Genomic DNA, 23003 nt, shown 5'->3' on the forward strand with positions numbered 1-23003 from the left:
GCGTGAAGGTCCTCGTCATCGGCGGCGGCGCCCGCGAACACGCCCTGTGCCGCTCTCTCTCCCTCGATCCCGACGTCACCGCTCTGCACTGCGCGCCCGGCAACGCCGGAATCGCGGAGGTCGCCGAGCTGCACCCCGTCGACCAGCTGGACGGCGACGCCGTCGCGCGCCTCGCCACCGAGCTCGGCGCCGACTTGGTCGTCGTCGGCCCGGAGGCCCCGCTGGTCGCCGGTGTCGCCGACGCCGTCCGCGCGGTCGGCATCCCCGCCTTCGGCCCGTCCCGGGAGGCGGCGCAGCTGGAGGGGTCCAAGGCGTTCGCCAAGGACGTCATGGCCGGCGCCGGCGTGCCCACCGCCCGCAGCTACGTCTGCACCACCCCCGAGGAGATCGACGAGGCGCTCGACGCCTTCGGCGCTCCGTACGTCGTCAAGGACGACGGCCTCGCCGCCGGCAAGGGCGTCGTGGTCACCGAGGACGTCGAGCAGGCCCGGGCGCACGCCCTCGCCTGCGACCGGGTCGTCATCGAGGAGTACCTCGACGGCCCCGAGGTCTCCCTCTTCGCGATCACCGACGGCGTCACCGTCCTCCCGCTCCGGCCCGCGCAGGACTTCAAGCGCGCGCTCGACGGCGACGAGGGCCCGAACACCGGCGGCATGGGCGCCTACTCGCCGCTGCCCTGGGCCGACCCCAAGCTGGTCGACGAGGTCATGGACTCCGTCCTCCAGCCCACGGTCGACGAGCTGCGCCGCCGCGGCACGCCGTTCTCCGGCCTGCTGTACGCGGGTCTGGCGATCACCGGTCGCGGTGTCCGGGTCATCGAGTTCAACGCGCGCTTCGGCGACCCCGAGACCCAGGTGGTCCTGGCCCGGCTGAAGACCCCGCTCGCGGGCGTCCTGCTGAACTCCGCCAACGGCACCCTGGACGACCAGGCGCCGCTGAGCTGGAGCGACGACGCCGCGGTCACCGTGGTCGTCGCCTCGCACAACTACCCGGAGACCCCGCGCACCGGCGACCCCATCGAGGGCCTGGACGCGATCGCGGAGCAGGACGCCCCGCACGCGTACGTCCTCCACGCGGGGACGAAGCGGGACGGCGACGCGATCGTGAGCGCGGGCGGCCGGGTCCTCTCGGTCACCGCGACCGGAACGGACCTGGCGCAGGCCCGCGAGCGCGCGTACGCGGCGGTCGGCCGTATCAGGCTCGACGGCTCGCAGCACCGCACGGACATCGCGCGGAAGGCCGCCGAGGCCTGATCCGGCGCGGCGTCCGCCGCTTTTTCGTGCGGCCGTGCGGTGAACCGTACGGCCGCACGCATGCCATCACCTTTACCCAAAGCCATTCGATCGAGTGACGGCTCGGCCATCCGGATGACGCCCGCCACCGCCCCAACTAGGGTGCGGCGGAGGCGTTCCGGCACTTGGCCCACCGGCATTGCGATGTCAGTGACGGGTGCCACAGTGGGGGAGTGAGCAACACCGCCACAGGCAGTCCCGACGAGGGCAGAAGGGGGTGATGTACGGCGTGTCCGGTACCGGTGCCGTTGTCGGCGAGGAGTGGGGTGCGCGCGCCGCGCGCTCCCGGGCCCTCGCCGTCCTCCGTGTCCGTGGCAGGGCCCTGGGCCTCGCCGTGCTCCCCGCCGCGGTGGCCGTCGTCCTGTACGCGGGCGGGGTCACCGGCCACTTCACCGGGTCCGGCTGGGACACCGCCCGCTGGGCGGTGACCGTCCTCGCGGTCCTCGTCCTCGTCGCCGCCACCGCCGTCGCCCTCGTCGTCGCCCGGGCCAGGCCCGCCGCCACGCCCACCGTGGAGCTCTCCGAGACCGCGGCCCCCGATCTCTACCGGCTCGTGCGGGACCTGGCCGACCGGCTCGACGTCCCCGCACCCTCCGCGATAGCCCTGACGCCGGACTGCGACAGCTGGCTGGAGGACCGCACCCACCGGGCCCACCGCAAGCACCACGCCCCCGGGGGCGGCCGGACGTCCGACGGCGGCGGAGCCCCCGTCCTCGTCATAGGCTCGCCCTTCCTCTGGTGGATGCGGGTCGCCGAGCTGCGCGCGGTCCTCGCCCCGGTCGTCGCCGGTACGGGCCCGGCCGCCCACCCCGACATAGCCGCCGCCCGCCGCTTCGTGCGCGGTCTCGACGCTGCCGTCGCCGTCCCCGAGACCCCCGGGCTCGACGCCTTCCGCCGGTTCGGCGCCCATGGCGTCGGGCAGGTCGCCCGCGTCCTGCTGCGCGCCTGTCGCGGGCATGCGGCCGAGATGGAGCGCGGGGTCGCCGCCGCCGGTTCGGAGCGCGCGCAGGCCGTGGACTACGGCGTACGGATCGTCGCCCAGGAGCAGGTCGGCCTGGCCTACGCGGGCTGGGACCGGCTCCTGACCCGGGTCGCGCTGCCCGCCTGGCGCATGGGCCGCTGGCCCGCCAAGCTCGACGCGGGCGTGGTCTCCGCCCTGACCGAGCTCTCCCGGCGCGACCGGCTCGCGGACGGCTTCTCCTCCCGGCTCGGCGAGCGGCCGGCCTGCGACCTCCTGGAGGAGCCGGGCGCGGTCGACGAGGCCACGTCGCTGCTCGCCGCCCGTCTCTTCCACGGCGGCCCGGCCGAGCCCGGCCCCGACTGGTCGCCGGTGGAGTGGAGCCAGTACCCGGAGGAGGTCGTCGACCGGAAGTGGCGTACGGACGCGGCCCGGCTCCACGAGGTCCTCGACCGGCTGGGCGTGGCCGACTCGTCCGCCGACTCCTCTTCGTCGGCCTCCACCGGCCCGACCCTGACCCGGGTGATGGCCCACCTGACGACCACCCCGCCGGCCACGCCCGCGGACCCGAAGCCGACGACACCGCCGGCCCCGGCCCCCGACGAGGTCCCCACCCCCGGCGCCCCCGAGGCCCTCCACTCCCCCGAAGCCGCCCACGCTGCCGGCGGCCCCGAAGCCGCCCACGCTGCCGGCGCCCCCGAAGCCGGCGACCCCGAAGCCCGCCACGACGTCGCCGACGTCGCCGACCTCACCGATCCCGCCGCGGTCGCCGACCTCACTGATCTCGCCGACCTCGCCGACCTCGACGACGAGCCGCAGGCCAACCCCGCCGCCGACGCCCTCGCCGGTGCGCTCAGCGCGCTCCTGGCGCGTGAGGAGGCCGCACGGGAGGCCCGCGCGGCCGCCACCGCAGCCGAGGCAGCGAAGGCGGCGTCCGAGGCCCCGAGCGCCACCACCCCGCCCGTGCTGGTCAGCGGCCCCGACGGCCCCCTGCCGCTCTTCCCGCTCCAGCCGCCCCGTACCGGCCGCGACCTGCTCGCCGACCACGTCACCGCGATGGTCTGCTGCGCGGCCGTCGACACCGCGGAGGCCACCCCCGGCCTCGACTGGCTCGACGGCCCCGCCCTGATCGTCGGCGGCGAGCGCGCGGCGGACCTCGGCCCCCGGGTCCTCGCCCTCGTCGAGGACGGTGACCCGGAGCCCCTGCGCGCCTGGCTCGCCCGCACCGGAGTCCGCCCGGAGAAGCCCGTGCGCCTGGTCTGAAACACGCCCCCCGGAAGCCTTCCGCAAAGGCCCCCGGAACCGCCCCGTCCCGGAGTCCCGGCTTCCACTCTCGTCAATTCACGACGAACGGTGACGGAGTGCGTGCGTTATGTGATGTGCTGGAGACCGTCACTGACAAAGGCAAGGACCAGAGGCACTGACCAGCCCGACCGGGGGAGTCGAGGGAGGGGCGCAGCATGGGGGCCGAGCAGATCAGACGGTGGGAGTCCGGCGCGCTGGCGCACGCCGTGAGCGATCCCTTCGGACAGGGCCCGCTGCCCTGGCTCCGCGGTTCGGAGAACTACTTCGACGACACGGGCCAGACGGTCCCCTGGTACGCCGACGAGATCCTGGCCCGCGGCGGCAGCGGCGGCCCGCGCACGGCCGACGACGTCCGGCGCCAGATCAAAGGGTTCGCCTCGACCGGAGCCGTCGCGCCGGGCGAGTCGATCGACTTCCACATCACCGTGGACCCGCCGCAGCAGTTCCTGGTCGACGTCTACCGGATCGGCCACTACGGCGGCGACGGCGCCGCGAAGATCACCACGAGCCCGCGGCTCTCGGGGATCGTCCAGCCCGCCCCGCTCACCGCCGACCGCACGGTCTCCTGTCACCACTGGTGGCAGTCCTGGCGGCTCCAGGTCCCGTCGTACTGGTCGATCGGCGCGTACGTCGCCGTCCTCACCACCGCCGACGGCTACCGCTCGCACATCCCCTTCACGGTCCGGGACAGCCACCCGGCGGACCTCCTCCTCGTCCTCCCGGACGTGACCTGGCAGGCGTACAACCTCTACCCGGAGGACGGGCACACCGGCGCCAGCCTCTACCACGCCTGGGACGAGGAGGGCCGGCTGCTCGGCGAGGAGGACGCCGCCGTCACCGTCTCCTTCGACCGTCCGTACGCGGGCGCGGGCCTGCCCCTCCACGTCGGACACGCCTACGACTTCATCCGCTGGGCCGAGCGGTACGGCTACGACCTCGCCTACGCGGAGACCCGCGACCTGCACGCGGGCCGGGTCGACCCCAGCCGCTACCGGGGCCTGGTCTTCCCGGGCCACGACGAGTACTGGTCGGCGCCGATGCGCAGGACCGCCGAACTCGCCCGCGACCAGGGCACGTCCCTCGTCTTCCTCTCCGCCAACACCATGTACTGGCAGGTGGAGCTGGGCCCGTCCCCGTCCGGGGTGCCCGACCGCCTCCTCACCTGCCGCAAGCGGCGCGGCCCCGGCCGCCCCGCCCTCTGGCGCGAGGTCGACCGGCCCGAGCAGCGACTCCTCGGCATCCAGTACGCGGGCCGGGTCCCCGAACCGCACCCGATGGTCGTGCGGAACGCCGAGCACTGGCTCTGGGAGGCCACCGGCGCCGGCGACGGCGACGAGCTCCCCGGCCTGGTCGCGGGCGAGGCCGACCGCTACTTCCCGCGCACCGCGCTCCCCGAGCACCAGGGCCGCATCCTGCTGGCCCACTCGCCCTACCGGGACGGCGACGGAGCCCTGCGCCACCAGGAGACCTCGCTCTACAAGGCGCCGTCCGGCGCCTGGGTCTTCGCCTCCGGCACCTTCGCCTGGTCGCCGGCGCTGGACCGCCCCGGCCATGTCGACGCCCGGGTCCAGCGCGCCACCGCCAACCTCCTCGACCGGATCTGCAAGAGGGACTGAGCGGGGAGTCACAGGGCCTGGCGGCCGGGGCCGCCCGGATGTGCGAGAGAATCGGACACGCTCCTGGATCAACCTACGCGGAGGAACCGTGTCCGGATTCGTAGAAAAGCCCGAGCCTGTCCAGGTCCCGGGCCTCACCCATCTCCACACGGGCAAGGTCCGCGACCTGTACCGGAACGAGGCAGGGGACCTCGTCATGGTGGCGAGCGACCGCATGTCCGCGTTCGACTGGGTCCTGCCCACCGCGATCCCCGACAAGGGCCGGGTCCTCACCCAGCTCTCCCTGTGGTGGTTCGACCGGCTCGCCGACCTGGTCCCGCACCACGTCCTCTCCACCGAGCTCCCGGCCGGCGCCCCCGCCGACTGGGCCGGCCGCACCCTCGTCTGCAAGTCGCTGAACATGGTCCCGGTCGAGTGCGTCGCCCGCGGCTACCTCACGGGCTCCGGCCTCCTGGAGTACGACGAGTCCCGCACGGTCTGCGGCCTCGCGCTCCCCGAGGGCCTCACCGACGGCTCCGAGCTGCCCGCCCCGATCTTCACCCCGGCCACCAAGGCCGCGGTCGGCGACCACGACGAGAACGTCTCGTACGAGGAAGTCGCCCGCCAGGTCGGCCCCGAGACGGCCGCGCTGCTGCGCCGGACGACCCTCGCCGTCTACTCCCGGGCCCGGGACATCGCCCGCGAGCGCGGGATCATCCTGGCCGACACCAAGTTCGAGTTCGGCTTCGAGAGCACCCCGGACGGCGACCGCCTCGTCATCGCCGACGAGGTCCTCACCCCGGACTCCTCGCGCTTCTGGCCGGCCGACCAGTGGCAGCCGGGCCGCGCCCAGCCCTCGTACGACAAGCAGTTCGTGCGGAACTGGCTGACGTCCCCGGCCTCGGGCTGGGACCGCAAGAGCGAGACCCCGCCGCCGCCGCTCCCGCAGGAGATCGTCGACGCGACGCGCGCCAAGTACCTGGAGGCGTACGAGCTGCTGACCGGCAAGCCCTGGTCCGACAGCTTCTAGAACTCCGGTCCACGGACACGAGAAAGCCCCCCGGTCGGATCGACCGGGGGGCTTCTTCATGGAGCGGACGACGAGATTCGAACTCGCGACCCTCACCTTGGCAAGGTGATGCTCTACCAACTGAGCCACGTCCGCATGCGCCGTAGCGCGGGGCTAACTATACCCACCCTTTCGCCTGCGCGAGACGCACGGCCGTGTGACGGTTCTCGGCACCGAGCTTCGCGGCGGCCGAGGAGAGGTAGTTCCGGACGGTTCCGGGGGAGAGCGAGGCGCGCCGGGCGATCTCCGCGACCGGTGCCCCGTCGGCGGAGAGTTCGAGGACCTCGGCCTCCCGGGCGGTCAGCGGGGAGTCCCCGGCGGCGATGGCGTCGGACGCCAACTCCGGGTCCACGTAACGGTTTCCGGCGTGCACGGTACGGATGATCTCGGCGAGCCGCTGGGCGCTGACGGTCTTCGGGACGAAGCCCCGGACGCCCGCGGAGAGGGCCCGCTTGAGGTGTCCCGGACGGCCGTGACCGGTCACGATCATGGTGCGGCAGCCGGGCAGTTCGTCCCGCAGGGCCGTGGCGACCGTCACACCGTCCGCGCCCGGCATCTGCAGGTCGAGCACGGCGACGTCGGGGCGGTGGGCGCGGGCCATGGCGAGCGCCTCGGGCCCGGTCGCGGCCTCGGCGACGACGACGAGGTCGTCCTCCAGGCCGAGCAGCGCGGCGAGCGCACCACGGATCAGATGCTCGTCGTCGGCGAGCAGGAGACGTACGCGCGCGGTCACCGGGCCACCTCCGTACGGGACATACCGGGTGTACGGGGCATGGGGACCCGGGCCGTCACCAGGAACGTACCGTCGTCGCCCGGCCCGGCCTCCAGGCTCCCCCCGACGGCCGCGAGCCGCTCCCGAAGCCCGGCGAGCCCCGACCCGGACCCGGACCCGCCACCGATCCCACGGCCGATCCCACGGCCGCCCCCGCTCCCGATCCCGCTCCCGGACCCGGGCCCGATCCCTGAAGGGCTTCCCGCCCCGTCGTTCTCCACCGTCAGCAGCACGGCACCCTCCTCCTCGCGGACGGCGATCGCGCAGCGCCGCGCGTCCCCGTGCCTCAGTACGTTGGTCGTGGTCTCCCGGACCACCCACCCGAGCGCCGACTGCACCTCGTCGGGCAGGGCGAGCACGGGCGAGGTGACGGCGCAGTCGATCCCGGCCGCGTCGAGGACGCCCCGCGCGCCCTCCAGCTCCACCCGCAGGTCCGCCTCGCGGTAGCCGCGGACGACGTCCCGCACCTCCCGCTGGGACTCCTGGGCGATCCGCTGCACCTCGATCATCTGGTCGACGGCCTCCGGACGTTCGCGTCGGGCGAGCTGGACGGCGAGCTCGCTCTTGAGGGCGATCACGGACAGGTTCCGGCCGAGGATGTCGTGCAGGTCCCGCCCGAAGCGGAGGCGCTCCTCGGCGACGGCGAGCCGGGCCTGCACGTCCCGCGCCTCGCGCAGTTCGAAGAGGACGCCGAGCACCCAGAGCGAGAGCCGGACGGTGACGGCGAGCCAGCCGGTGATGAAGAGGACGGTCGCCGCGGTCCCGATGGTCTGCCCCATGTCCCGGCCGGTGAGCGGGACGGCGGCGAGGAGGACGGCGCCCAGGAGCGCCTGGTGCAGGACGACGGTGCGTACGGGAAAGAGCAGGCAGTGCCCGGCGAAGAAGGGGATGAGGGCCGCCCCGAGCATCCCCGGCAGCAGCCCGCCCAGGTCGGCGGTGGCCGCCTCCGCGAGGACGGCCCCCGCGACGGCGGCCCCGGCAGCGGCGGCGGGCAGCGTCGCGCGCGGGCCGAGCGCGGTCCCCGGCAGCAGGTACACGTCCATCGCGCGCCGCAGGAAGCGGTGGCCGACGATCCCGTTGGCGAGGTTGAGCAGCGGGGCGACGACGACGAGGAGGAGCGGGGCCTCGTGCCGGACCGGCCAGGTCAGCAGGAGGAGCCCGAGGACGAACACGGCGGACCACAGGAGCATGTACGCGGTGACGCGCGTGTAGGCGTCCACCTTGGCCAGGCCGCTCCGGCCGCTCCAGCTCTTCACAGGAAGACGTCCCCTCGGGTCTCTCAGCGCCGGGGTTCCCAGCGGAACCACCGCTGGACAGCAAACACCGCGAGCACGGTCCAGGCCAGCGCGGCCAGGGCGGCGCCCACCAGGTCCATCGGGTCGACGCCGCCCGTCCAGCCGGCCCGTACGAGGGTCATGACGCCGGTCAGCGGCAGCAGCTCGCAGAGCGAGGCGATCCGCTCGGGGAGGACGGAGAGGGGGACGAAGAGCCCGGATCCGAGGGAGGAGATCAGGAGCAGCGGCAGGGTCGTGAGCTGGGCGCTGTCGACGGTGCGGGTGACGGTCGAGGTGGCGGCGGCGACGGCGGTGAGCAGGACGGTGCCGAGGAGGACGCCGGCGAGGAGCAGTTCGGGCCGGGCGGGTGCGGGCAGGCCGAGGACGGTCATGCCGCCGGCGGTCATGAGGGCGCACTGGGCGAGGGCGAGCGCGGCGGCCGGCAGCGCGACCCCGGTGAGGATCTCGGTGTCGGTCGGCTCTCCGGTCCGCAGCCGCTTGAGGACGAGCGCCTCGCGGCGGGCGACGAACGCGGAGACGAGGTTGCCGTGCACGACCATCAGCAGGGCCATCCCGATGCCGCCGGTCACGGCGACCTCGGCGATGGTCGTGCCCGCCTTGCCGACGTCTACGCGGTCGAGGGAGCTGCGGATCGCGCCCACCATCAGCAGGGGGACGAAGACGGCGACGAAGAGTGCCGTGCGGTTGCGGACGAGCAGGGTCAGTTCGGCCCGCCCGAGCGCGGCGAGTCGGGTGGCGGTGAGCGAGCTCATCGGACGGCCTCCGGTTCCGTGGAAGGGTTCTGCGACTTCGCCTGCGACCCCGACCTCGACTGCGACTTCGACCGCGACTGCGTCTGATCCTGCGTCGAGGTCCGGGACGCGATGTCGAGGAAGGCCTCTTCGAGGGAGGCGGACCGGGCGTCGAGCGCGTCGAGCCGTACGTCGTTCTCCCGGGCCCAGTCGAGGAGCGCGGCGAGGTCGTCCTGGAGGGCGTCGGTACGGATCTCCACCCGCCCGCCGTCCTCGGCGGCCCGCAGGTGGAGCGGGAGGCGTCCGGCGGGGACGCCGTCGGGGAGGGTGAAGCGGATGCGGGCGGGCCGGGCGGCGGTGACCTGGGAGGGGGTGCCGGAGAGGACGATCCGGCCCGCGTGCATGATCGCGAGCCGGTCGGCCAGTGCCTCGGCCTCCTCCAGGTAGTGGGTGGTGAGCAGCACGGTGGTGCCGCCGTCGCGGAGGGCCCGGACGAGGTCCCAGGTGTCGCGGCGGCCCTCGGCGTCGAGTCCGGTGGTGGGTTCGTCGAGGAAGAGGACCTCGGGGCGGCCGAGGAGGGCGAGCGCGAGGTCGAGCCGGCGCCGTTCGCCGCCGGACAGCTGCTTGACCCGTACCCGCTCGCGGCCGGCGAGCCCGGTGGCGGCGAGGGCCTCGGCGGCGGGCCGGGCGTTGCTGGTGCAGCCCGCCCACATCCGTATGGTTTCGGCCACGGTCAGATCGCTGGGGAAGCCGCCCTCCTGGAGCATCACGCCGATGCGGGGGCGGACGGCGGCCCGTTCGCGGTACGGGTCGTGGCCGAGGACGCGGGCGGTTCCGGCGCCGGGGGCGGCGAGGCCCTCCAGGAGTTCGACGGTGGAGGTCTTGCCGGCGCCGTTGGTGCCGAGGAGGGCGAAGATCTCGCCGCGGGGGACGGTGAAGGAGATGCCGCGCACGGCCTCGAAGCCGCCGGAGTAGCTGCGGCGCAGGTCTTCCGCTTCGATCGCGTTGGTCATGTGACCAGGCTTCCGGCGGCCGGGGCCGTCCGGCAGTGCGCGGTGTCATCACGGCGTCTGACAAATGTCATGAGGTCTCACGCACATGTGATGAGGTCTCACGCGGACACGACGAAGGCCCCGGTTCCAGAGAGCCGGGGCCTTCGACTTCCTGAGCGGACGACGAGATTCGAACTCGCGACCCTCACCTTGGCAAGGTGATGCTCTACCAACTGAGCCACGTCCGCATGCCTCCGACCGACTTTCATCGGGCGGCGCGAGCACCACTCTACCTGATGCACCGGAGTGCTCGGTAATGCGATGCAGAGCGGGTGACAGGAATTGCACACTGCGCCTTCCCCCTGGAAGGGGGACGTTCTACTACTGAACTACACCCGCACGCTGCGTGAGGTTCGGCCCGGCGGCCTCGCCCCTCGGCGTGTTCCAGACTCTAGCGGATCATGGGGGGTGGAACGCAAATCCGCTCGGCGCGCGTCGTCGATGAGTGTCGTCGGCGCGTGTCGTCGGCGCGTGTCAGCTCGCGGCGTGGAAGGCCTCGTAGACCTTCTTCGGGATGCGGCCCCTCGCGGGCACGTCCATCTTGTTGGACTGGGCCCAGGCGCGGACCGCCGCCGGGTCGGGTGCGAGCGAGGTGTGGGTGTAGGTCTCGATGCCCGCCCGCTCCTTCGCGCCGCCCTTCGCTCCGGCCTGCTGCTTGCGGCCGGCGGCGAGGTAGGGGGCGAGGGTCTTGCGGAGTTTCTTTGCATTGGCAGCATTCAGGTCGATCTCGTACATCTTCCCGTCGAGGCCGAACGCGACCGTCTCCGCAGCATCTCCGCCGTCGATGTCATCGGAGAGAGTGACCACCACACGCTGAGCCACGGATATCGGTCCTTTCCTGCGGCCGCCGGGGTCGGAAGGACGCTTGTGACGTCTCTGACGTGCGACGATGCCGACCGTTCGGCTGTGCCGGGACAATGTTGTTTTCCTCTGCATTCCTTTGTACAGCGGCAGGTGTCGCATTGTGAAGCCCCGGCAATTGTTTCAGCGTGTCCCGGCGGATTGAGGTCCGCAATATTTCGCTGGAATTTTGCGTGCGAGTGTGCCTGTGGGGGGCGCCCGGGGTTCGCGCTCCGTTCGTGGTCCGTTCACGGGTCTTTGGGGATCTCTTTGGAGGATCCTTCAGATCTCTACCCGCGTAGAATTTGGAGGCAGGTACGCTGAGGGAACCGCCCACGCAACACACCACCGGGAGTGCCAGTGGCACGCGTCGTAGTCGACGTCATGCTCAAGCCGGAGATTCTGGACCCTCAGGGGCAGGCGGTGCAGCGTGCACTGCCCCGCCTGGGATTCGCCGGAATCGCCGACGTCCGTCAGGGGAAGCGCTTCGAACTGGAGGTGGAGGGGCCGGTCGACGACGCCGCCCTCGCCCGCATCCATGAGATGGCCGAAACCTTCCTTGCCAACACCGTGATCGAAGACTTCGTCGTGAAGGTCGAGTCGTGACCGCACGCATCGGCGTCGTCACGTTCCCCGGAACGCTCGACGACCAGGACGCGCTGCGCGCCGCCCGCCTCGCGGGCGCCGAGCCCGTCTCGCTCTGGCACCGCGACAAGGACCTCAAGCAGGTCGACGCCGTGGTCCTCGCCGGCGGCTTCTCCTACGGCGACTACCTGCGGGCCGGAGCCATCTCCCGCTTCTCGCCGGTGATGGAGAGCATCATCGAGCAGGCGAAGGCCGGCATGCCGGTCCTCGGCATCTGCAACGGCTTCCAGATCCTCACCGAGGCCCATCTGCTGCCGGGCGCGATGCTGCGCAACAACCACCTCCACTTCATCTGCCGCGACCAGAAGCTGCGGGTGGAGAACGCGGAGACCGCCTGGACGTCCGACTACGAGCGGGGCCAGGAGATCGAGGTCCCGCTCAAGAACATGGACGGCCGGTACGTCGCCGACGAGCGCGTGCTCGACGAGCTCGAGGCCGAGGGGCGGGTGGCCTTCCGCTACCTGGACGTCAACCCCAACGGCTCGCTGCGCGACATCGCGGGCATCACCAACGCCGCGGGCAACGTGGTCGGCCTCATGCCGCACCCGGAGCACGCCGTCGAGCCGCTGATCGGTACCGGCAAGACGGACGGCCTCGGTTTCTTCACCTCGATCCTCAAGAAGCTGGTCAACGCCTGATGAGCCTCGACACCGTCAAGCACGCGAGCGAGACGCCGGACAGCGAGCAGCCCTGGAAGGAGCTCGGCCTCAAGGAGGACGAGTACGCGCGCATCCGCGAGATCCTGGGCCGCCGTCCCACCGGCGCCGAGCTCGCCATGTACTCCGTCATGTGGTCCGAGCACTGCTCCTACAAGAGCAGCAAGGTCCACCTGAAGCAGTTCGGCGAGAAGGTCCCGGAGAACGACGCCATGCTCGTCGGCATCGGCGAGAACGCCGGCGTCGTCGACGTGGGCCAGGGGTACGCGGTCACCTTCAAGGTGGAGTCGCACAACCACCCCTCGTACATCGAGCCCTACCAGGGCGCGGCCACCGGCGTCGGCGGCATCGTCCGCGACATCCTCGCCATGGGTGCCCGCCCGGTCGCGGTCGTCGACCCGCTGCGCTTCGGCGCCGCCGACCACCCCGACACCAAGCGCGTGCTGCCCGGTGTCGTCGCCGGCATCGGCGGCTACGGCAACTGCCTGGGCCTGCCGAACATCGGTGGCGAGGTCGTCTTCGACTCCTGCTACCAGGGCAACCCGCTGGTCAACGCCGGCTGCATCGGCGTGATGAAGCACGAGGACATCCACCTCGCCAAGGCCTCCGGCCCGGGCAACAAGGTCATCCTCTACGGCGCCCGCACGGGTGGCGACGGCATCGGCGGCGTCTCGGTCCTCGCGTCCGAGACCTTCGACGACACCAAGCCCACCAAGCGCCCCGCCGTCCAGGTCGGCGACCCCTTCCAGGAGAAGCTCCTCATCGAGTGCACCCTGGAGATCTTCAAGGAGAAGCTGGTCGCGGGCATCCAGGACCTCGGCGGCGCCGGGCTCTCCTGCGCCACGTCCGAGCTGGCCTCCGCCGGTTCCGGCGGCATGCACGTCGACCTGGAGAAGGTCCACCTGCGCGACGCGACGCTCTCGCCCGAGGAAATCCTCATGAGCGAGTCGCAGGAGCGCATGTGCGCGATCGTCGAGCCGCAGCACGTCGACCGCTTCCTGGAGATCTGCGAGAAGTGGGACGTCATCGCCACCGTCATCGGTGAGGTGACCGAGGGCGAGCGCCTGGAGATCTTCTGGCACGGCGAGCAGATCGTCGACGTTCCGCCGCGGTCCGTGGCCCACGAGGGTCCGACGTACCACCGGCCGTACGCCCGCCCGGAGTGGCAGGACGCGCTCCAGGCCGACGACGCGAACAAGCTGCCCCGGCCGCAGACCGGCGAGGAGCTGAAGGACCAGGTCCTGAAGCTCGTCTCCTCCCCGAACCAGGCCTCGAAGTCCTGGATCACGGACCAGTACGACCGGTTCGTGCAGGGCAACACGGTCCTGGCGCAGCCCGAGGACGCGGGCATGGTCCGGATCGACGAGGAGACCAACCTCGGCGTGGCCATGGCGACCGACGGCAACGGCCGGTACGCGAAGCTCGACCCGTACACGGGTGCGCAGCTCGCGCTCGCGGAGGCGTACCGCAACGTCGCCGCCTCCGGTGCCAAGCCGCTCGCCATCTCGGACTGCCTGAACTTCGGCTCGCCCGAGGACCCGGCCGTGATGTGGCAGTTCGCCGAGGCCACCCGTGGTCTCGCGGACGGCTGCCTCCAGCTCGGCACCCCGGTCACCGGCGGCAACGTCTCGCTCTACAACCAGACGGGCGAGACGGCGATCCACCCGACGCCGGTCGTGGCCGTGCTCGGTGTGATCGACGACGTCAACCGCCGTACGCCGATCGCCTTCGCGGAAGAGGGCCAGCTCCTCTACCTGCTCGGCGACACGCGTGAGGAGTTCGGCGGCTCGGCCTGGTCCGAGGTCGTCCACCAGCACCTCGGCGGTCTGCCGCCGGCCGTGGACCTCGACCGGGAGAAGCTGCTCGGCGAGATCCTGATCTCGGCCTCCCGCGACGGCATGATCGACGCGGCGCACGACCTGTCCGACGGCGGTCTCGTGCAGGCGGTCGTCGAGTCCTGCCTGCGTGGCGGGAACGGCGCGCGCCTGGTCGTCCCGGAGGGCCTGGACGCCTTCACCTTCCTCCTCAGCGAGTCGGCGGGCCGTGCGGTCGTCGCCGTCCCGCGCAGCGAGGAGCTCCGCTTCACCGACATGTGCGGTGCGCGGGGTCTGCCGGCGACCCGGATCGGTGTCGTCGACGGTGACGCCGTGGACGTCCAGGGCGAGTTCGCGCTCTCCCTGGAGGAGCTGCGTACGGCCCACGAGGCGACGATCCCGGCCCTGCTGGCCTGATCCGACGCGATCCGACGCTTTCCGAAAGAACCCCCGCCCCTTCCGGGCGGGGGTTCTTTCGTTCTCCGCTTGCACGGGATTACGTAATTACGTAATCTCCGATGCATGGAGCTGGAAGAGCGGGTCGCCGACCTCGAACGGCGCATGGCCGCCCTGGAGGGCGCCGAGCGCCCCGTACCCGAGGAGGCCGACGCCACCTTCTGGGCCCTGGAAGGGCTCAGGACGGACCTCGCGGAGGCGGGGGCGCGGGGCGAGGACGGCGGGGTGCTGTTCACGGGCTCGGTCGGACTGCCGACCGGGGAGCGGTACGAGTGGCAGTTCGGCGCGCTCACCGAGCGGCTGCTCGACGAGGAGTGGGCCGAGACCGCCGACTCCTTCGCCGCGCTCGGCCATCCCGTACGGCTCCGGCTGCTGCGGGAGATCCTCGGCGGCCGCCGTACCGCCGCCGAACTGGCGGAGCTCGCGGAGATCGGCACGACCGGCCAGATCTACCACCACCTCCGGCAGCTGACCGGCGCCGGCTGGCTCCACACCACCGGCCGCGGCCGCTACGAGGTGCCCGGGGCCCGGGTGGTCCCGCTCCTGGTGATGCTCACCGCCGCCCGCCCGTAGGACTCGTAGAACCCGTAGACCGACACAGGGGGAACGTTCATGCCGTCGCTGTCGCGCAAGTCCGCTTTATTGCTCCACCGCGCGCTCTGGCTGCTGTTCATCGTGCAGGCCCTCGCCTCGGTGGCCGTCGAGCCGCCGTATCCGTACTGGGCGGGCTGGCTGCCGGCGATCGCCGCCGGCGGACTCGGCCTCGCGCTCGCCGTGACCGCCCGCCGCCGGATCGCGGCAGAGCCGCGCGAGACGGTCGAGGTGGGCCCGCCGGTCGCCGGCCGCTGGTCCGCGCTCAACAGCCCCGCCGACCGGACGCCGAGCCACGGCACGCACCAGTACGGCCAGACGTACGCCATCGACGTCGTGGAGGAGGACGAGAGGCGTCCGCACCCCTCCTTCGCCCGGCTGTGGCCCCTCGTCCGGGACAACCGGCACTTCCCGGCCTTCGACGCGCCCCTGCTCGCCGTCGCCGACGCGACCGTCGTCCACGCCGAGGACGGCCAGCGCGACCACCTCAGCCGCAACTCGCTGCCCGCGCTGGTCTACCTGATCCTGATCGAGTCCTCCGTCCGGGCGCTCGCCGGCGCCCGCCGCGTGACCGGCAACCACCTCGTCCTCGACCTCGGCGACGGTACGTACGCGATGTACGCGCACCTGCGGCGCGGCTCGCTCGCCGTCCGCCCGGGCGACCGGGTCGTCGCCGGTCAGGAACTCGCCAGGTGCGGCAACTCCGGCAACTCCACGGAGCCCCACGTCCACTTCCAGCTGATGGACGGCCCGGACCTCGACACCGCCCGGGGTGTCCCGTTCACCTGGCGCGGCATCGGCGTACCGGCGAACGGCGAGACGTTCACGGCGCCGGACTCCTACGCGGCGGCCTGAGCCTGACCCCAGAAGGCGTCGGACTGCTCGATGTCCTCGACGCACTCGTCGATGTCGGTGATCTTGCCGCCCATGATCGTGAAGATCAGCGCGCCCTTCATCTCGATGCCCCGGTCACCGCGCTCGGCGAAGAACTTGTTCGACGCCACCACGTGCCCGCGGCCGTCCATCGAGATGCTGTCCATCTCCACCTGCATCTTGCCGCCGGTGAGCTCGAACATCTTTCCGTACATGGCGAGGACGTTGTCGCGCCCCTTGTAGTGCCCGGATATCTGGCTGCTGCCGGGCGAGTGGTGCGTACAGTCCGCCGTCATCAGGGTGCCGACGGCCTCCATGTCCCCTCGGGTCCATGCCTCGAAGCCCCGGCGGACCAGGGCGATGTCAGGGTGCTCGGTCATGGCTGCTCGACCCCTCTCGAACGCGTTGAGGTGTGTGCGGGAAGCCCTCCCCTCCCAGTCTCCGGCTACCCTCGCCCCCATGCCACCGGCCAAGAAGCGCGCCCGCAGGTACGACTCCGCCAAGACCCGGGCCGCCGTGCTCGCCCAGTTCGCGCACGTACGGGACGGGGTGGCGGCGCTCACGCCGGAGCAGCTCGACGGGCCGACGCGGCTGGGGGAGTGGACCGTACGGGAGCTCGCGGCGCACGTGACGATGGCCGTGGGGGCGGTCGCGCGGTACCTCGGCGAGCCCGAGCCGGCGAAGCGGGACCTCACCGTCCTCGACTGGGCCCTGGCCACCGCGACGGCCTCGGCGCGCATCGACGAGGACACCCGGGCGATCGACACGGGCGACCTGCCGGGCCTGTACGGGCGGACGGCCGCGCTGTACGAGGAGCGGATCGCGGGCGCCTCCGACGAGCGGCTCGTCCCGACGCGCTTCGGCGCCATGACCCTCGCCGACTTCCTGGTGACCCGGACCGTCGAACTGGTCGTCCACACCGACGACCTGAACGCGGCGACCGGCGCCGCCGTCCCGTACGACCGGCAGGCCCTCGCGGCCTGCGTCCGGCTGCTCGCCGACGCCCTCGCGGCGAAGGCCCCCGGCGGCGCCGTCGAGGTGCGGATCCCGCCGTACGCGGTCGTGCAGTGCGTGGAGGGCCCCCGGCACACCCGCGGCACCCCGCCCAACGTCGTCGAGACGGACCCGCTGACCTGGATCAGGCTCGCGACCGGGCGCGCGGAGTGGGCGGCGGAGCTGGACGCGGCCCGGGTCGGCGCGAGCGGCGAGCGCGCGGACCTGAGCGGCGTCCTCCCGGTCCTCTCCTAGGCCCTCTCTCCCAGGTCCTCCCCCAGGTCCTCCCCCAGGTCCTCTCCCAGGTCCTGTCCGGCCCCGATCCGCCGGCCCGGGCCCCAGGGAACCGACGCCGGGGCCGGCCCGTCCCACCTCCATGCCGAAGCCACGCGCCCTCGCCGTCCTGGTCCCGCTCCTGCTGCTCACGGCCACCGCCACCGCCTGCGGGTCGGAGCAGGGTCCCGGAGCCGCCCAGGCCGGGACCGTCGATCCCGGCCTCCCCGTCAGCGGTACGCACTGGTCGATCAAGGCCGTGACGGTCGACGGCCGCAGGTCCACCGCCCCCGCCGACGCGCGCGTCGAGTTCACGGAGGACGGCCGCGCCCGGGGGAACACCGGCTGCAACCACTTCGGCGCCGGCGTCGTGGTGAAGGGCGATACCCTCACCGTCAGCCAGGACGAGATCACCGAGATCGGCTGCCCCGGCGACCGGCAGCGCTTCGAGAAGGAGCTGATCACGGCCTTCTCCGGCCCGCTCACGGGCACGCTCAAGGGGGAGCGGTTCACGCTCGCCTCGGCCGACGGCCGGAACGGCCTCGAACTGACGTCGGAGCCGGGCGCCCCGCTGCGCGGCACCACCTGGAAGGTCGACTCCCTGCTCTCCGGCACGACGGCCGCCTCGCTGCCCGCCGGCAGCGGGAGCAAGGCGCGCTTCGTGATCGGCGAGGACGGCCGGGTCACCGGCAACCTGGGCTGCAACAACTTCTCCGCCACCGCCCGGGTCGACGGCACCACCGTCACCGTCGAGGGCCCGGCGGCGACCACCCGCATGATGTGCGCGAGCGCCGAGATGCAGCTGGAGACGAAGCTGTACGAGCTCCTCGACGGCCCGCTCACCTACCGCCTCGACCACCGCACCCTGACCCTCACGGCCCCGTCGGGCGAGGGCCTCGCGGCCAAGGCCACCCCGTAGAGGAGCAGCCCGTCACCCACGGGACCGGCGAGTGAGCCGAAGGGGCGCGCCGGGGGAACAGGGTCGACCGCGCGGAGCCTCCCGAGGTACGAGGGAGGCGAGCACGGTGACCCTGTGAGCCCGGCTCAAGCGCCCCGGAGGTGAACCGAGCCCCAAAAAAGAGGTGCACTCCGTCACATCGCGAGGGCTCGTCCTGCCTGGTACGAGCGTCTGCTCATCGAGGCCCCGGAGGCGGAATCCCTTCCCGCGCTTGCTTCGTAGGCCTCTCCAAGCCGGAGATGATCATTTTGTGTGATCGCACGAGGGGGGAGGGGGCCCTTTTCTTCAATTCGGACCAGTGGTCGAGCCCGGTCTACACTCGGAAACGTGCCACGTGGTGACGGTCGACTCAATCACGACTTGCTCCCCGGAGAGAAAGGCCCCCAGGACGCTTGTGGCGTCTTCGGTGTCTGGGCTCCGGGTGAAGAGGTCGCAAAGCTCACGTACTTCGGGCTCTACGCCCTCCAGCATCGGGGCCAGGAATCCGCGGGTATCGCGGTCAGCAATGGCTCCCAGATCCTCGTCTTCAAGGACATGGGCCTCGTGTCCCAGGTCTTCGACGAGACCTCTCTCGGCTCCCTCCAAGGTCATATCGCGGTCGGTCACGCCCGCTACTCGACCACCGGGGCGTCCGTGTGGGAGAACGCGCAGCCGACGTTCAGGGCAACCGCCCACGGCTCGATCGCGCTCGGCCACAACGGCAACCTGGTGAACACGGCCCGTCTCGCCGAGATGGTCGCCGACCTTCCCAAGAAGGAAGGCCGCTCGACCCGAGTGGCCGCCACCAACGACACCGACCTCCTCACGGCGCTGCTCGCCGCCCAGGTCGACGAGGACGGCACGCCGCTCACCATCGAGCAGGCCGCCGCGAAGATCCTCCCCGAGGTCCGGGGCGCCTTCTCCCTCGTCTTCATGGACGAGCACACGCTCTACGCGGCCCGTGACCCGCAGGGCATCCGCCCGCTGGTCCTCGGTCGCCTGGAGCGCGGCTGGGTGGTCGCCTCCGAGTCCGCCGCCCTCGACATCTGCGGCGCCAGCTACGTCCGCGAGGTCGAGCCGGGCGAGATGATCGCGATCGACGAGAACGGCATGCGTACCTCGCGATTCGCGGAAGCGAAGCCCAAGGGCTGTGTCTTCGAGTACGTGTACCTGGCTCGCCCCGACACCGACATCGCCGGGCGGAACGTCTACCTCTCCCGCGTGGAGATGGGCCGCCGCCTCGCGAAGGAGGCGCCGGTCGAGGCCGACCTGGTGATAGCGACTCCGGAGTCCGGTACCCCGGCCGCCATCGGCTACGCCGAGGCCTCGGGCATCCCGTTCGGCGCGGGCCTGGTGAAGAACGCCTACGTCGGGCGCACCTTCATCCAGCCCTCCCAGACCATCCGCCAGCTGGGCATCCGGCTGAAGCTGAACCCGCTCAAGGAAGTCATCAAGGGCAAGCGCCTGGTGGTCGTCGACGACTCGATCGTCCGCGGCAACACCCAGCGCGCGCTCGTCCGGATGCTCCGCGAGGCCGGCGCGGCCGAGATCCACATCCGGATCTCCTCCCCGCCGGTGAAGTGGCCCTGCTTCTTCGGCATCGACTTCGCCACCCGCGCGGAGCTGATCGCCAACGGCATGTCGATCGACGAGATCGGCAAGTCGCTCGGTGCGGACTCGCTCTCGTACATCTCCCTGGAGGGGATGATCGAGGCGACCACGATCCAGAAGCCGAACCTCTGCCGTGCCTGCTTCGACGGCGAGTACCCGATGGAGCTCCCGGACCCCGAGCTCCTCGGCAAGCAGCTCCTGGAGACCGAGCTGGCCGCGGGTCCCGCGGCCACGGCGGCCTCCGACGCCCTGCGTCGCCCGTAAGACCCCGCTGCAACCGCAGTACGACACGAAAGTTCTTCAGCATGTCTGAGACCACTGGTGCCAGCTACGCGTCCGCGGGCGTCGACATCGAAGCGGGCGACCGCGCCGTCGAGCTCATGAAGGAGTGGGTGAAGAAGACGCAGCGCCCCGAGGTCCTCGGCGGCCTCGGCGGCTTCGCCGGCCTCTTCGACGCCTCCGCCCTCAAGCGCTACGAGCGTCCGCTGCTCGCCTCCGCCACCGACGGTGTCGGGACGAAGGTCGACATCGCCCGCCAGATGGGCGTGTACGACACGATCGGCCACGACCTGGTCGCGATGGTCATGGACGACATCGTCGTCTGCGGCGCCGAGCCGCTCTTCATGACCGACTACATCTGCGTCGGCAAGGTCCACCCGGAGCGGGTCGCCGCCATCGTCAAGGGCATCGCCGAGGGCTGCGTCCTCGCCGGCTGCGCCCTCGTCGGCGGCGAGACCGCGGAGCACCCGGGCCTCCTCGGCCCGGACGACTTCGACGTCGCCGGCGCCGGCACGGGTGTCGTGGAGTACGACCGGCTGCTCGGCGCCGATCGCATCCGTACGGGGGACGCGGTCATCGCCATGGCCTCCTCGGGTCTTCACTCCAACGGGTACTCGCTCGTCCGGCACGTCCTCTTCGACCGCGCCGGAATGACCCTGGACCAGCAGGTCGAGGAGCTGGGCCGGACCCTCGGCGAGGAGCTCCTGGAGCCCACCAAGATCTACTCGCTGGACTGCCTGGCCCTCACCAGGACCACGGACGTCCACGCGTACAGCCACATCACGGGCGGCGGCCTGGCCGCCAACCTGGCCCGGGTGATCCCGGACGGCCTGCACGCCACGGTCGACCGTTCCACCTGGGCCCCGGACGCGATCTTCGACCTGGTCGGCAAGGCCGGTCAGGTGGAGCGCCTGGAGCTGGAGAAGACCCTGAACATGGGCGTCGGCATGATGGCCGTCGTGCCGGCCGACTCCGTGGACGTGGCCCTGGCGACCCTCGCGGACCGCGGGGTCGACGCCTGGGTCGCGGGCGAGATCACCGAGCGCGGCGCGCACACGACCGGCGCGGAGCTGGTCGGGGACTACGCGAAGTAAAGACAGACGACAGCGGCCCGGCAGCGCCCCACAGGGGTGCTGCCGGGCCGTTGCCGTCCCTGTCCTGTCCCCGTCCCCGTCTCCGTCAGCACGGAGGCGTACGAAGGCAGCACGGAAACCCGGCCGGGTGTACCGGACCGGGTTTCGGTGATTCAGAAGATCAAGCGCGACGTGGGGACGACGGACCGGACTCGTCGTCCTCGTCCTCGTCCTCGTCGTCGTAGAGAGACGCGTACTGCGCGTACGGGTCGTCTTCCTCGTCGTCGTCCTCGAACGGCTCGCCATTCGGCGGCTGGTTCGAAGTCGAAGCGCCCAGCTCATTGGCCAGACGCGACAGGTCAGTCCCGCCGCTGCTGTACTTCAGCTGGCGGGCGACCTTGGTCTGCTTGGCCTTTGCCCGGCCGCGCCCCATGGCTCGACCCCCTCGGTGACGGGGCTCGATGACCCCAGAGTCTTGACACGCGTTCATGATTCGGAACGGACTCTCGAAAGAGAGACCGGCCCGTAGGGCTTCAACGGTACCTGTTTCCTCGGCTCTACGGTACGCCGTGCGCATCACATACCTCGGTACAGAACCTTCGAGGCGCCCTTTCCTCGCTGGTCAATCGCGATTTTAACCTCTTCTTGAGGGTCGACCCGCCGACAGGGGTGAGCGATGTCTCTCCCGGGTGTCCCCCGGCGGCGGGCCGATCCTCGGTGCGGCGGTGCCGGATCAGCCCCGCCGGGCCTCCGCCATCCGCTGCTCGGCGATCCGGTCGGCGGCGGCGGCCGGCGGAATTCCATCCGCCTTCGCACGTGCGAATATGGCCAGCGTGGTGTCGAAGATCTTGGTGGCCTTCGCCTTGCACCGGTCGAAGTCGAAGCCGTGGAGCTCGTCGGCGACCTGGATCACGCCACCGGCGTTGACCACGTAGTCGGGCGCGTAGAGGATCCCGCGGTCCGACAGGTCCTTCTCGACACCGGGGTGCGCGAGCTGGTTGTTGGCCGCGCCGCAGACGATCTTCGCGGTGAGGACGGGCACGGTCTCGTCGTTCAGGGCGCCGCCGAGCGCACAGGGCGCGTAGACGTCCAGGCCCTCGACGCGGATCAGCGCGGCGGTGTCGGCGACGACGGTGACCTGCGGGTGCTTGTCGGTGATCCGGCGGACCGACTCCTCGCGCACGTCGGTGATGACGACCTCGGCGCCGTCCTCCAGGAGGTGCTCGACGAGGTAGTGGCCGACCTTGCCGACGCCCGCGATGCCGACCTTGCGGCCGCGCAGCGTCGGGTCGCCCCACAGGGTCTGCGCGGAGGCGCGCATGCCCTGGAAGACGCCGAAGGCGGTGAGGACCGAGGAGTCGCCGGCGCCGCCGTTCTCGGGGGAGCGGCCGGTGGTCCACTGGTTCTCGCGGGCGACGACGTCCATGTCGGCGACGTAGGTGCCGACGTCGCAGGCCGTCACGTAGCGGCCGCCGAGGGAGGCCACCATGCGCCCGTAGGCGAGCAGCAGCTCGTCCGTCTTGATCGTCTCCGGGTCCCCGATGATGACGGCCTTGCCGCCGCCGTGGTCGAGGCCGGCCATGGCGTTCTTGTACGACATCCCGCGCGACAGGTTGAGCGCGTCGGCGATCGCCTCGGCCTCGGTCGCGTACGGGTAGAAGCGGGTTCCGCCGAGGGCCGGGCCCAGGGCGGTGGAGTGGATGGCGATGACGGCCTTGAGGCCGGTGGCGCGGTCCTGGCAGAGCACGACTTGCTCGTGGCCACCCTGCTCCGAGTGGAACAAGGTGTGCAGCACGTCTGCGGGAACGACAGGAACGCCGGTCACATCGGTCACGGTGGTGACTCCCAAGTACGAAGCGGCGGTTACGGCCCTCCCTGCGGGTGGGGGAGGAC

Annotated in this window: 21 protein-coding genes and 3 tRNA genes; 13 read left to right on the top strand and 11 right to left on the bottom strand. The window is 71.8% G+C overall.

Annotated elements, in window-relative coordinates:
- Positions 1-2 precede the first annotated feature (2 nt).
- From purD to ACZ6K0_RS21375, 4 genes are all read left to right on the top strand, one after another.
- The gene (gene purD / locus ACZ6K0_RS21360; protein WP_468546591.1) at positions 3-1253 is read left to right on the top strand and encodes a phosphoribosylamine--glycine ligase; all 1251 of its coding nucleotides are present in this window, start codon (positions 3-5) and stop codon (positions 1251-1253) included.
- Positions 1254-1512: 259 nt separating this feature from the next.
- Positions 1513-3513 (top strand): M48 family metalloprotease, encoded by a 2001-nt coding sequence (locus ACZ6K0_RS21365; RefSeq protein ID WP_469231407.1) that lies wholly within the window; start codon positions 1513-1515, stop codon positions 3511-3513.
- Positions 3514-3710: 197 nt separating this feature from the next.
- The gene (locus ACZ6K0_RS21370; protein WP_469231409.1) at positions 3711-5171 is read left to right on the top strand and encodes a N,N-dimethylformamidase beta subunit family domain-containing protein; all 1461 of its coding nucleotides are present in this window, start codon (positions 3711-3713) and stop codon (positions 5169-5171) included.
- Between the two features lie 88 nt (positions 5172-5259).
- Positions 5260-6180 carry a phosphoribosylaminoimidazolesuccinocarboxamide synthase gene (locus tag ACZ6K0_RS21375; protein ID WP_376398259.1) on the top strand — a complete coding sequence of 307 codons (921 nt, stop codon included), beginning with the start codon at positions 5260-5262 and terminating at the stop codon, positions 6178-6180.
- 59 nt (positions 6181-6239) lie between these two features.
- Here the strand turns inward: ACZ6K0_RS21375 and ACZ6K0_RS21380 are convergent.
- The 8 genes from ACZ6K0_RS21380 to ACZ6K0_RS21415 all read right to left on the bottom strand — a co-directional run bounded on the left by ACZ6K0_RS21380 (position 6240) and on the right by ACZ6K0_RS21415 (position 10891).
- Positions 6240-6315: transfer RNA gene (locus ACZ6K0_RS21380), tRNA-Gly, on the bottom strand.
- 22 nt (positions 6316-6337) lie between these two features.
- A complete protein-coding gene (locus tag ACZ6K0_RS21385; RefSeq protein ID WP_469231411.1) occupies positions 6338-6952 on the bottom strand; it encodes a response regulator in 615 nt (204 codons plus the stop codon).
- Positions 6949-8247: a sensor histidine kinase gene (locus tag ACZ6K0_RS21390; RefSeq protein ID WP_376398265.1), complete on the bottom strand. Its 1299-nt coding sequence runs from the start codon at positions 8245-8247 to the stop codon at positions 6949-6951. The genes ACZ6K0_RS21385 and ACZ6K0_RS21390 overlap by 4 nt, the downstream gene beginning before the upstream one ends.
- A gap of 23 nt (positions 8248-8270) precedes the next feature.
- Positions 8271-9038: an ABC transporter permease gene (locus tag ACZ6K0_RS21395; RefSeq protein WP_376398268.1), complete on the bottom strand. Its 768-nt coding sequence runs from the start codon at positions 9036-9038 to the stop codon at positions 8271-8273.
- Positions 9035-10030 carry an ABC transporter ATP-binding protein gene (locus ACZ6K0_RS21400; RefSeq protein ID WP_469231413.1) on the bottom strand — a complete coding sequence of 332 codons (996 nt, stop codon included), beginning with the start codon at positions 10028-10030 and terminating at the stop codon, positions 9035-9037. Before ACZ6K0_RS21400 ends, ACZ6K0_RS21395 begins: the two co-directional genes overlap by 4 nt.
- 154 nt (positions 10031-10184) lie before the next feature.
- Positions 10185-10257 (bottom strand) — tRNA-Gly (locus ACZ6K0_RS21405).
- Between the two features lie 79 nt (positions 10258-10336).
- Positions 10337-10408 (bottom strand) — tRNA-Gly (locus tag ACZ6K0_RS21410).
- Positions 10409-10543: 135 nt separating this feature from the next.
- On the bottom strand, positions 10544-10891 hold the full coding sequence (locus tag ACZ6K0_RS21415) for a histone-like nucleoid-structuring protein Lsr2 (protein WP_376398274.1): 348 nt from the start codon (positions 10889-10891) through the stop codon (positions 10544-10546).
- Positions 10892-11269: 378 nt separating this feature from the next.
- Between ACZ6K0_RS21415 and purS the strand changes: the two genes are divergently transcribed.
- The 5 genes from purS to ACZ6K0_RS21440 all read left to right on the top strand — a co-directional run bounded on the left by purS (position 11270) and on the right by ACZ6K0_RS21440 (position 15926).
- Positions 11270-11515, top strand: coding sequence for a phosphoribosylformylglycinamidine synthase subunit PurS (gene purS / locus ACZ6K0_RS21420; protein ID WP_015035032.1), 246 nt, complete (start codon positions 11270-11272; stop codon positions 11513-11515).
- Complete coding sequence (gene purQ, locus ACZ6K0_RS21425; protein WP_267044846.1) at positions 11512-12192, top strand: phosphoribosylformylglycinamidine synthase subunit PurQ; 681 nt, start codon at positions 11512-11514, stop codon at positions 12190-12192. The genes purS and purQ overlap by 4 nt, the downstream gene beginning before the upstream one ends.
- A complete protein-coding gene (gene purL, locus ACZ6K0_RS21430; RefSeq protein WP_469231415.1) occupies positions 12192-14441 on the top strand; it encodes a phosphoribosylformylglycinamidine synthase subunit PurL in 2250 nt (749 codons plus the stop codon). The genes purQ and purL overlap by 1 nt, the downstream gene beginning before the upstream one ends.
- Positions 14442-14546: 105 nt before the next feature.
- Complete coding sequence (locus ACZ6K0_RS21435) at positions 14547-15053, top strand: ArsR/SmtB family transcription factor (protein WP_376398281.1); 507 nt, start codon at positions 14547-14549, stop codon at positions 15051-15053.
- Between the two features lie 39 nt (positions 15054-15092).
- Positions 15093-15926: a M23 family metallopeptidase gene (locus ACZ6K0_RS21440; protein WP_469231418.1), complete on the top strand. Its 834-nt coding sequence runs from the start codon at positions 15093-15095 to the stop codon at positions 15924-15926.
- Here ACZ6K0_RS21440 and ACZ6K0_RS21445 read toward each other — a convergent pair.
- Positions 15911-16324, bottom strand: a complete 414-nt coding sequence (locus ACZ6K0_RS21445) for a nuclear transport factor 2 family protein (protein ID WP_469231420.1) — start codon at positions 16322-16324, stop codon at positions 15911-15913. The two genes, ACZ6K0_RS21440 and ACZ6K0_RS21445, sit on opposite strands and share 16 nt — an antisense overlap.
- A gap of 79 nt (positions 16325-16403) precedes the next feature.
- On the opposite strand from ACZ6K0_RS21445, the gene ACZ6K0_RS21450 reads away from it, so the two are divergent.
- The 4 genes from ACZ6K0_RS21450 (at position 16404) to purM (ending at position 21131) form a co-directional block, all read left to right on the top strand.
- Positions 16404-17192, top strand: a complete 789-nt coding sequence (locus ACZ6K0_RS21450; protein ID WP_469231422.1) for a maleylpyruvate isomerase family mycothiol-dependent enzyme — start codon at positions 16404-16406, stop codon at positions 17190-17192.
- 121 nt (positions 17193-17313) lie between these two features.
- Positions 17314-18129 carry an META domain-containing protein gene (locus ACZ6K0_RS21455; RefSeq protein ID WP_469231424.1) on the top strand — a complete coding sequence of 272 codons (816 nt, stop codon included), beginning with the start codon at positions 17314-17316 and terminating at the stop codon, positions 18127-18129.
- Between the two features lie 366 nt (positions 18130-18495).
- Complete coding sequence (gene purF / locus ACZ6K0_RS21460) at positions 18496-20022, top strand: amidophosphoribosyltransferase (protein WP_376398295.1); 1527 nt, start codon at positions 18496-18498, stop codon at positions 20020-20022.
- Positions 20023-20063: 41 nt separating this feature from the next.
- A complete protein-coding gene (gene purM / locus ACZ6K0_RS21465; protein WP_376398298.1) occupies positions 20064-21131 on the top strand; it encodes a phosphoribosylformylglycinamidine cyclo-ligase in 1068 nt (355 codons plus the stop codon).
- Positions 21132-21291: 160 nt separating this feature from the next.
- Here the strand turns inward: purM and ACZ6K0_RS21470 are convergent, their stop codons facing one another.
- Together ACZ6K0_RS21470 and ACZ6K0_RS21475 are read right to left on the bottom strand one after the other, a co-directional pair.
- Positions 21292-21543, bottom strand: a complete 252-nt coding sequence (locus ACZ6K0_RS21470; protein WP_024756846.1) for a DUF3073 domain-containing protein — start codon at positions 21541-21543, stop codon at positions 21292-21294.
- Between the two features lie 300 nt (positions 21544-21843).
- Positions 21844-22944: a Leu/Phe/Val dehydrogenase gene (locus tag ACZ6K0_RS21475; protein WP_376398301.1), complete on the bottom strand. Its 1101-nt coding sequence runs from the start codon at positions 22942-22944 to the stop codon at positions 21844-21846.
- Positions 22945-23003 lie beyond the last annotated feature (59 nt).

It is taken from the genome of Streptomyces sp. NPDC042346, from assembly GCF_055581845.1.

What these genes read in the sequence shown, in the direction of transcription:
- ACZ6K0_RS21365 (WP_469231407.1), top strand. Translation starts at nt 1,513, where the DNA reads ATGTACGGCGTGTCCGGTACCGGTGCCGTTGTCGGCGAGGAGTGGGGT.
- ACZ6K0_RS21370 (WP_469231409.1), top strand. Translation starts at nt 3,711, where the DNA reads ATGGGGGCCGAGCAGATCAGACGGTGGGAGTCCGGCGCGCTGGCGCAC.
- ACZ6K0_RS21395 (WP_376398268.1), bottom strand. Translation starts at nt 9,038, where the DNA reads ATGAGCTCGCTCACCGCCACCCGACTCGCCGCGCTCGGGCGGGCCGAA.
- ACZ6K0_RS21400 (WP_469231413.1), bottom strand. Translation starts at nt 10,030, where the DNA reads ATGACCAACGCGATCGAAGCGGAAGACCTGCGCCGCAGCTACTCCGGC.
- purL (WP_469231415.1), top strand. Translation starts at nt 12,192, where the DNA reads ATGAGCCTCGACACCGTCAAGCACGCGAGCGAGACGCCGGACAGCGAG.
- ACZ6K0_RS21435 (WP_376398281.1), top strand. Translation starts at nt 14,547, where the DNA reads ATGGAGCTGGAAGAGCGGGTCGCCGACCTCGAACGGCGCATGGCCGCC.
- ACZ6K0_RS21440 (WP_469231418.1), top strand. Translation starts at nt 15,093, where the DNA reads ATGCCGTCGCTGTCGCGCAAGTCCGCTTTATTGCTCCACCGCGCGCTC.
- ACZ6K0_RS21445 (WP_469231420.1), bottom strand. Translation starts at nt 16,324, where the DNA reads ATGACCGAGCACCCTGACATCGCCCTGGTCCGCCGGGGCTTCGAGGCA.
- ACZ6K0_RS21450 (WP_469231422.1), top strand. Translation starts at nt 16,404, where the DNA reads ATGCCACCGGCCAAGAAGCGCGCCCGCAGGTACGACTCCGCCAAGACC.
- ACZ6K0_RS21455 (WP_469231424.1), top strand. Translation starts at nt 17,314, where the DNA reads ATGCCGAAGCCACGCGCCCTCGCCGTCCTGGTCCCGCTCCTGCTGCTC.
- purM (WP_376398298.1), top strand. Translation starts at nt 20,064, where the DNA reads ATGTCTGAGACCACTGGTGCCAGCTACGCGTCCGCGGGCGTCGACATC.
- ACZ6K0_RS21470 (WP_024756846.1), bottom strand. Translation starts at nt 21,543, where the DNA reads ATGGGGCGCGGCCGGGCAAAGGCCAAGCAGACCAAGGTCGCCCGCCAG.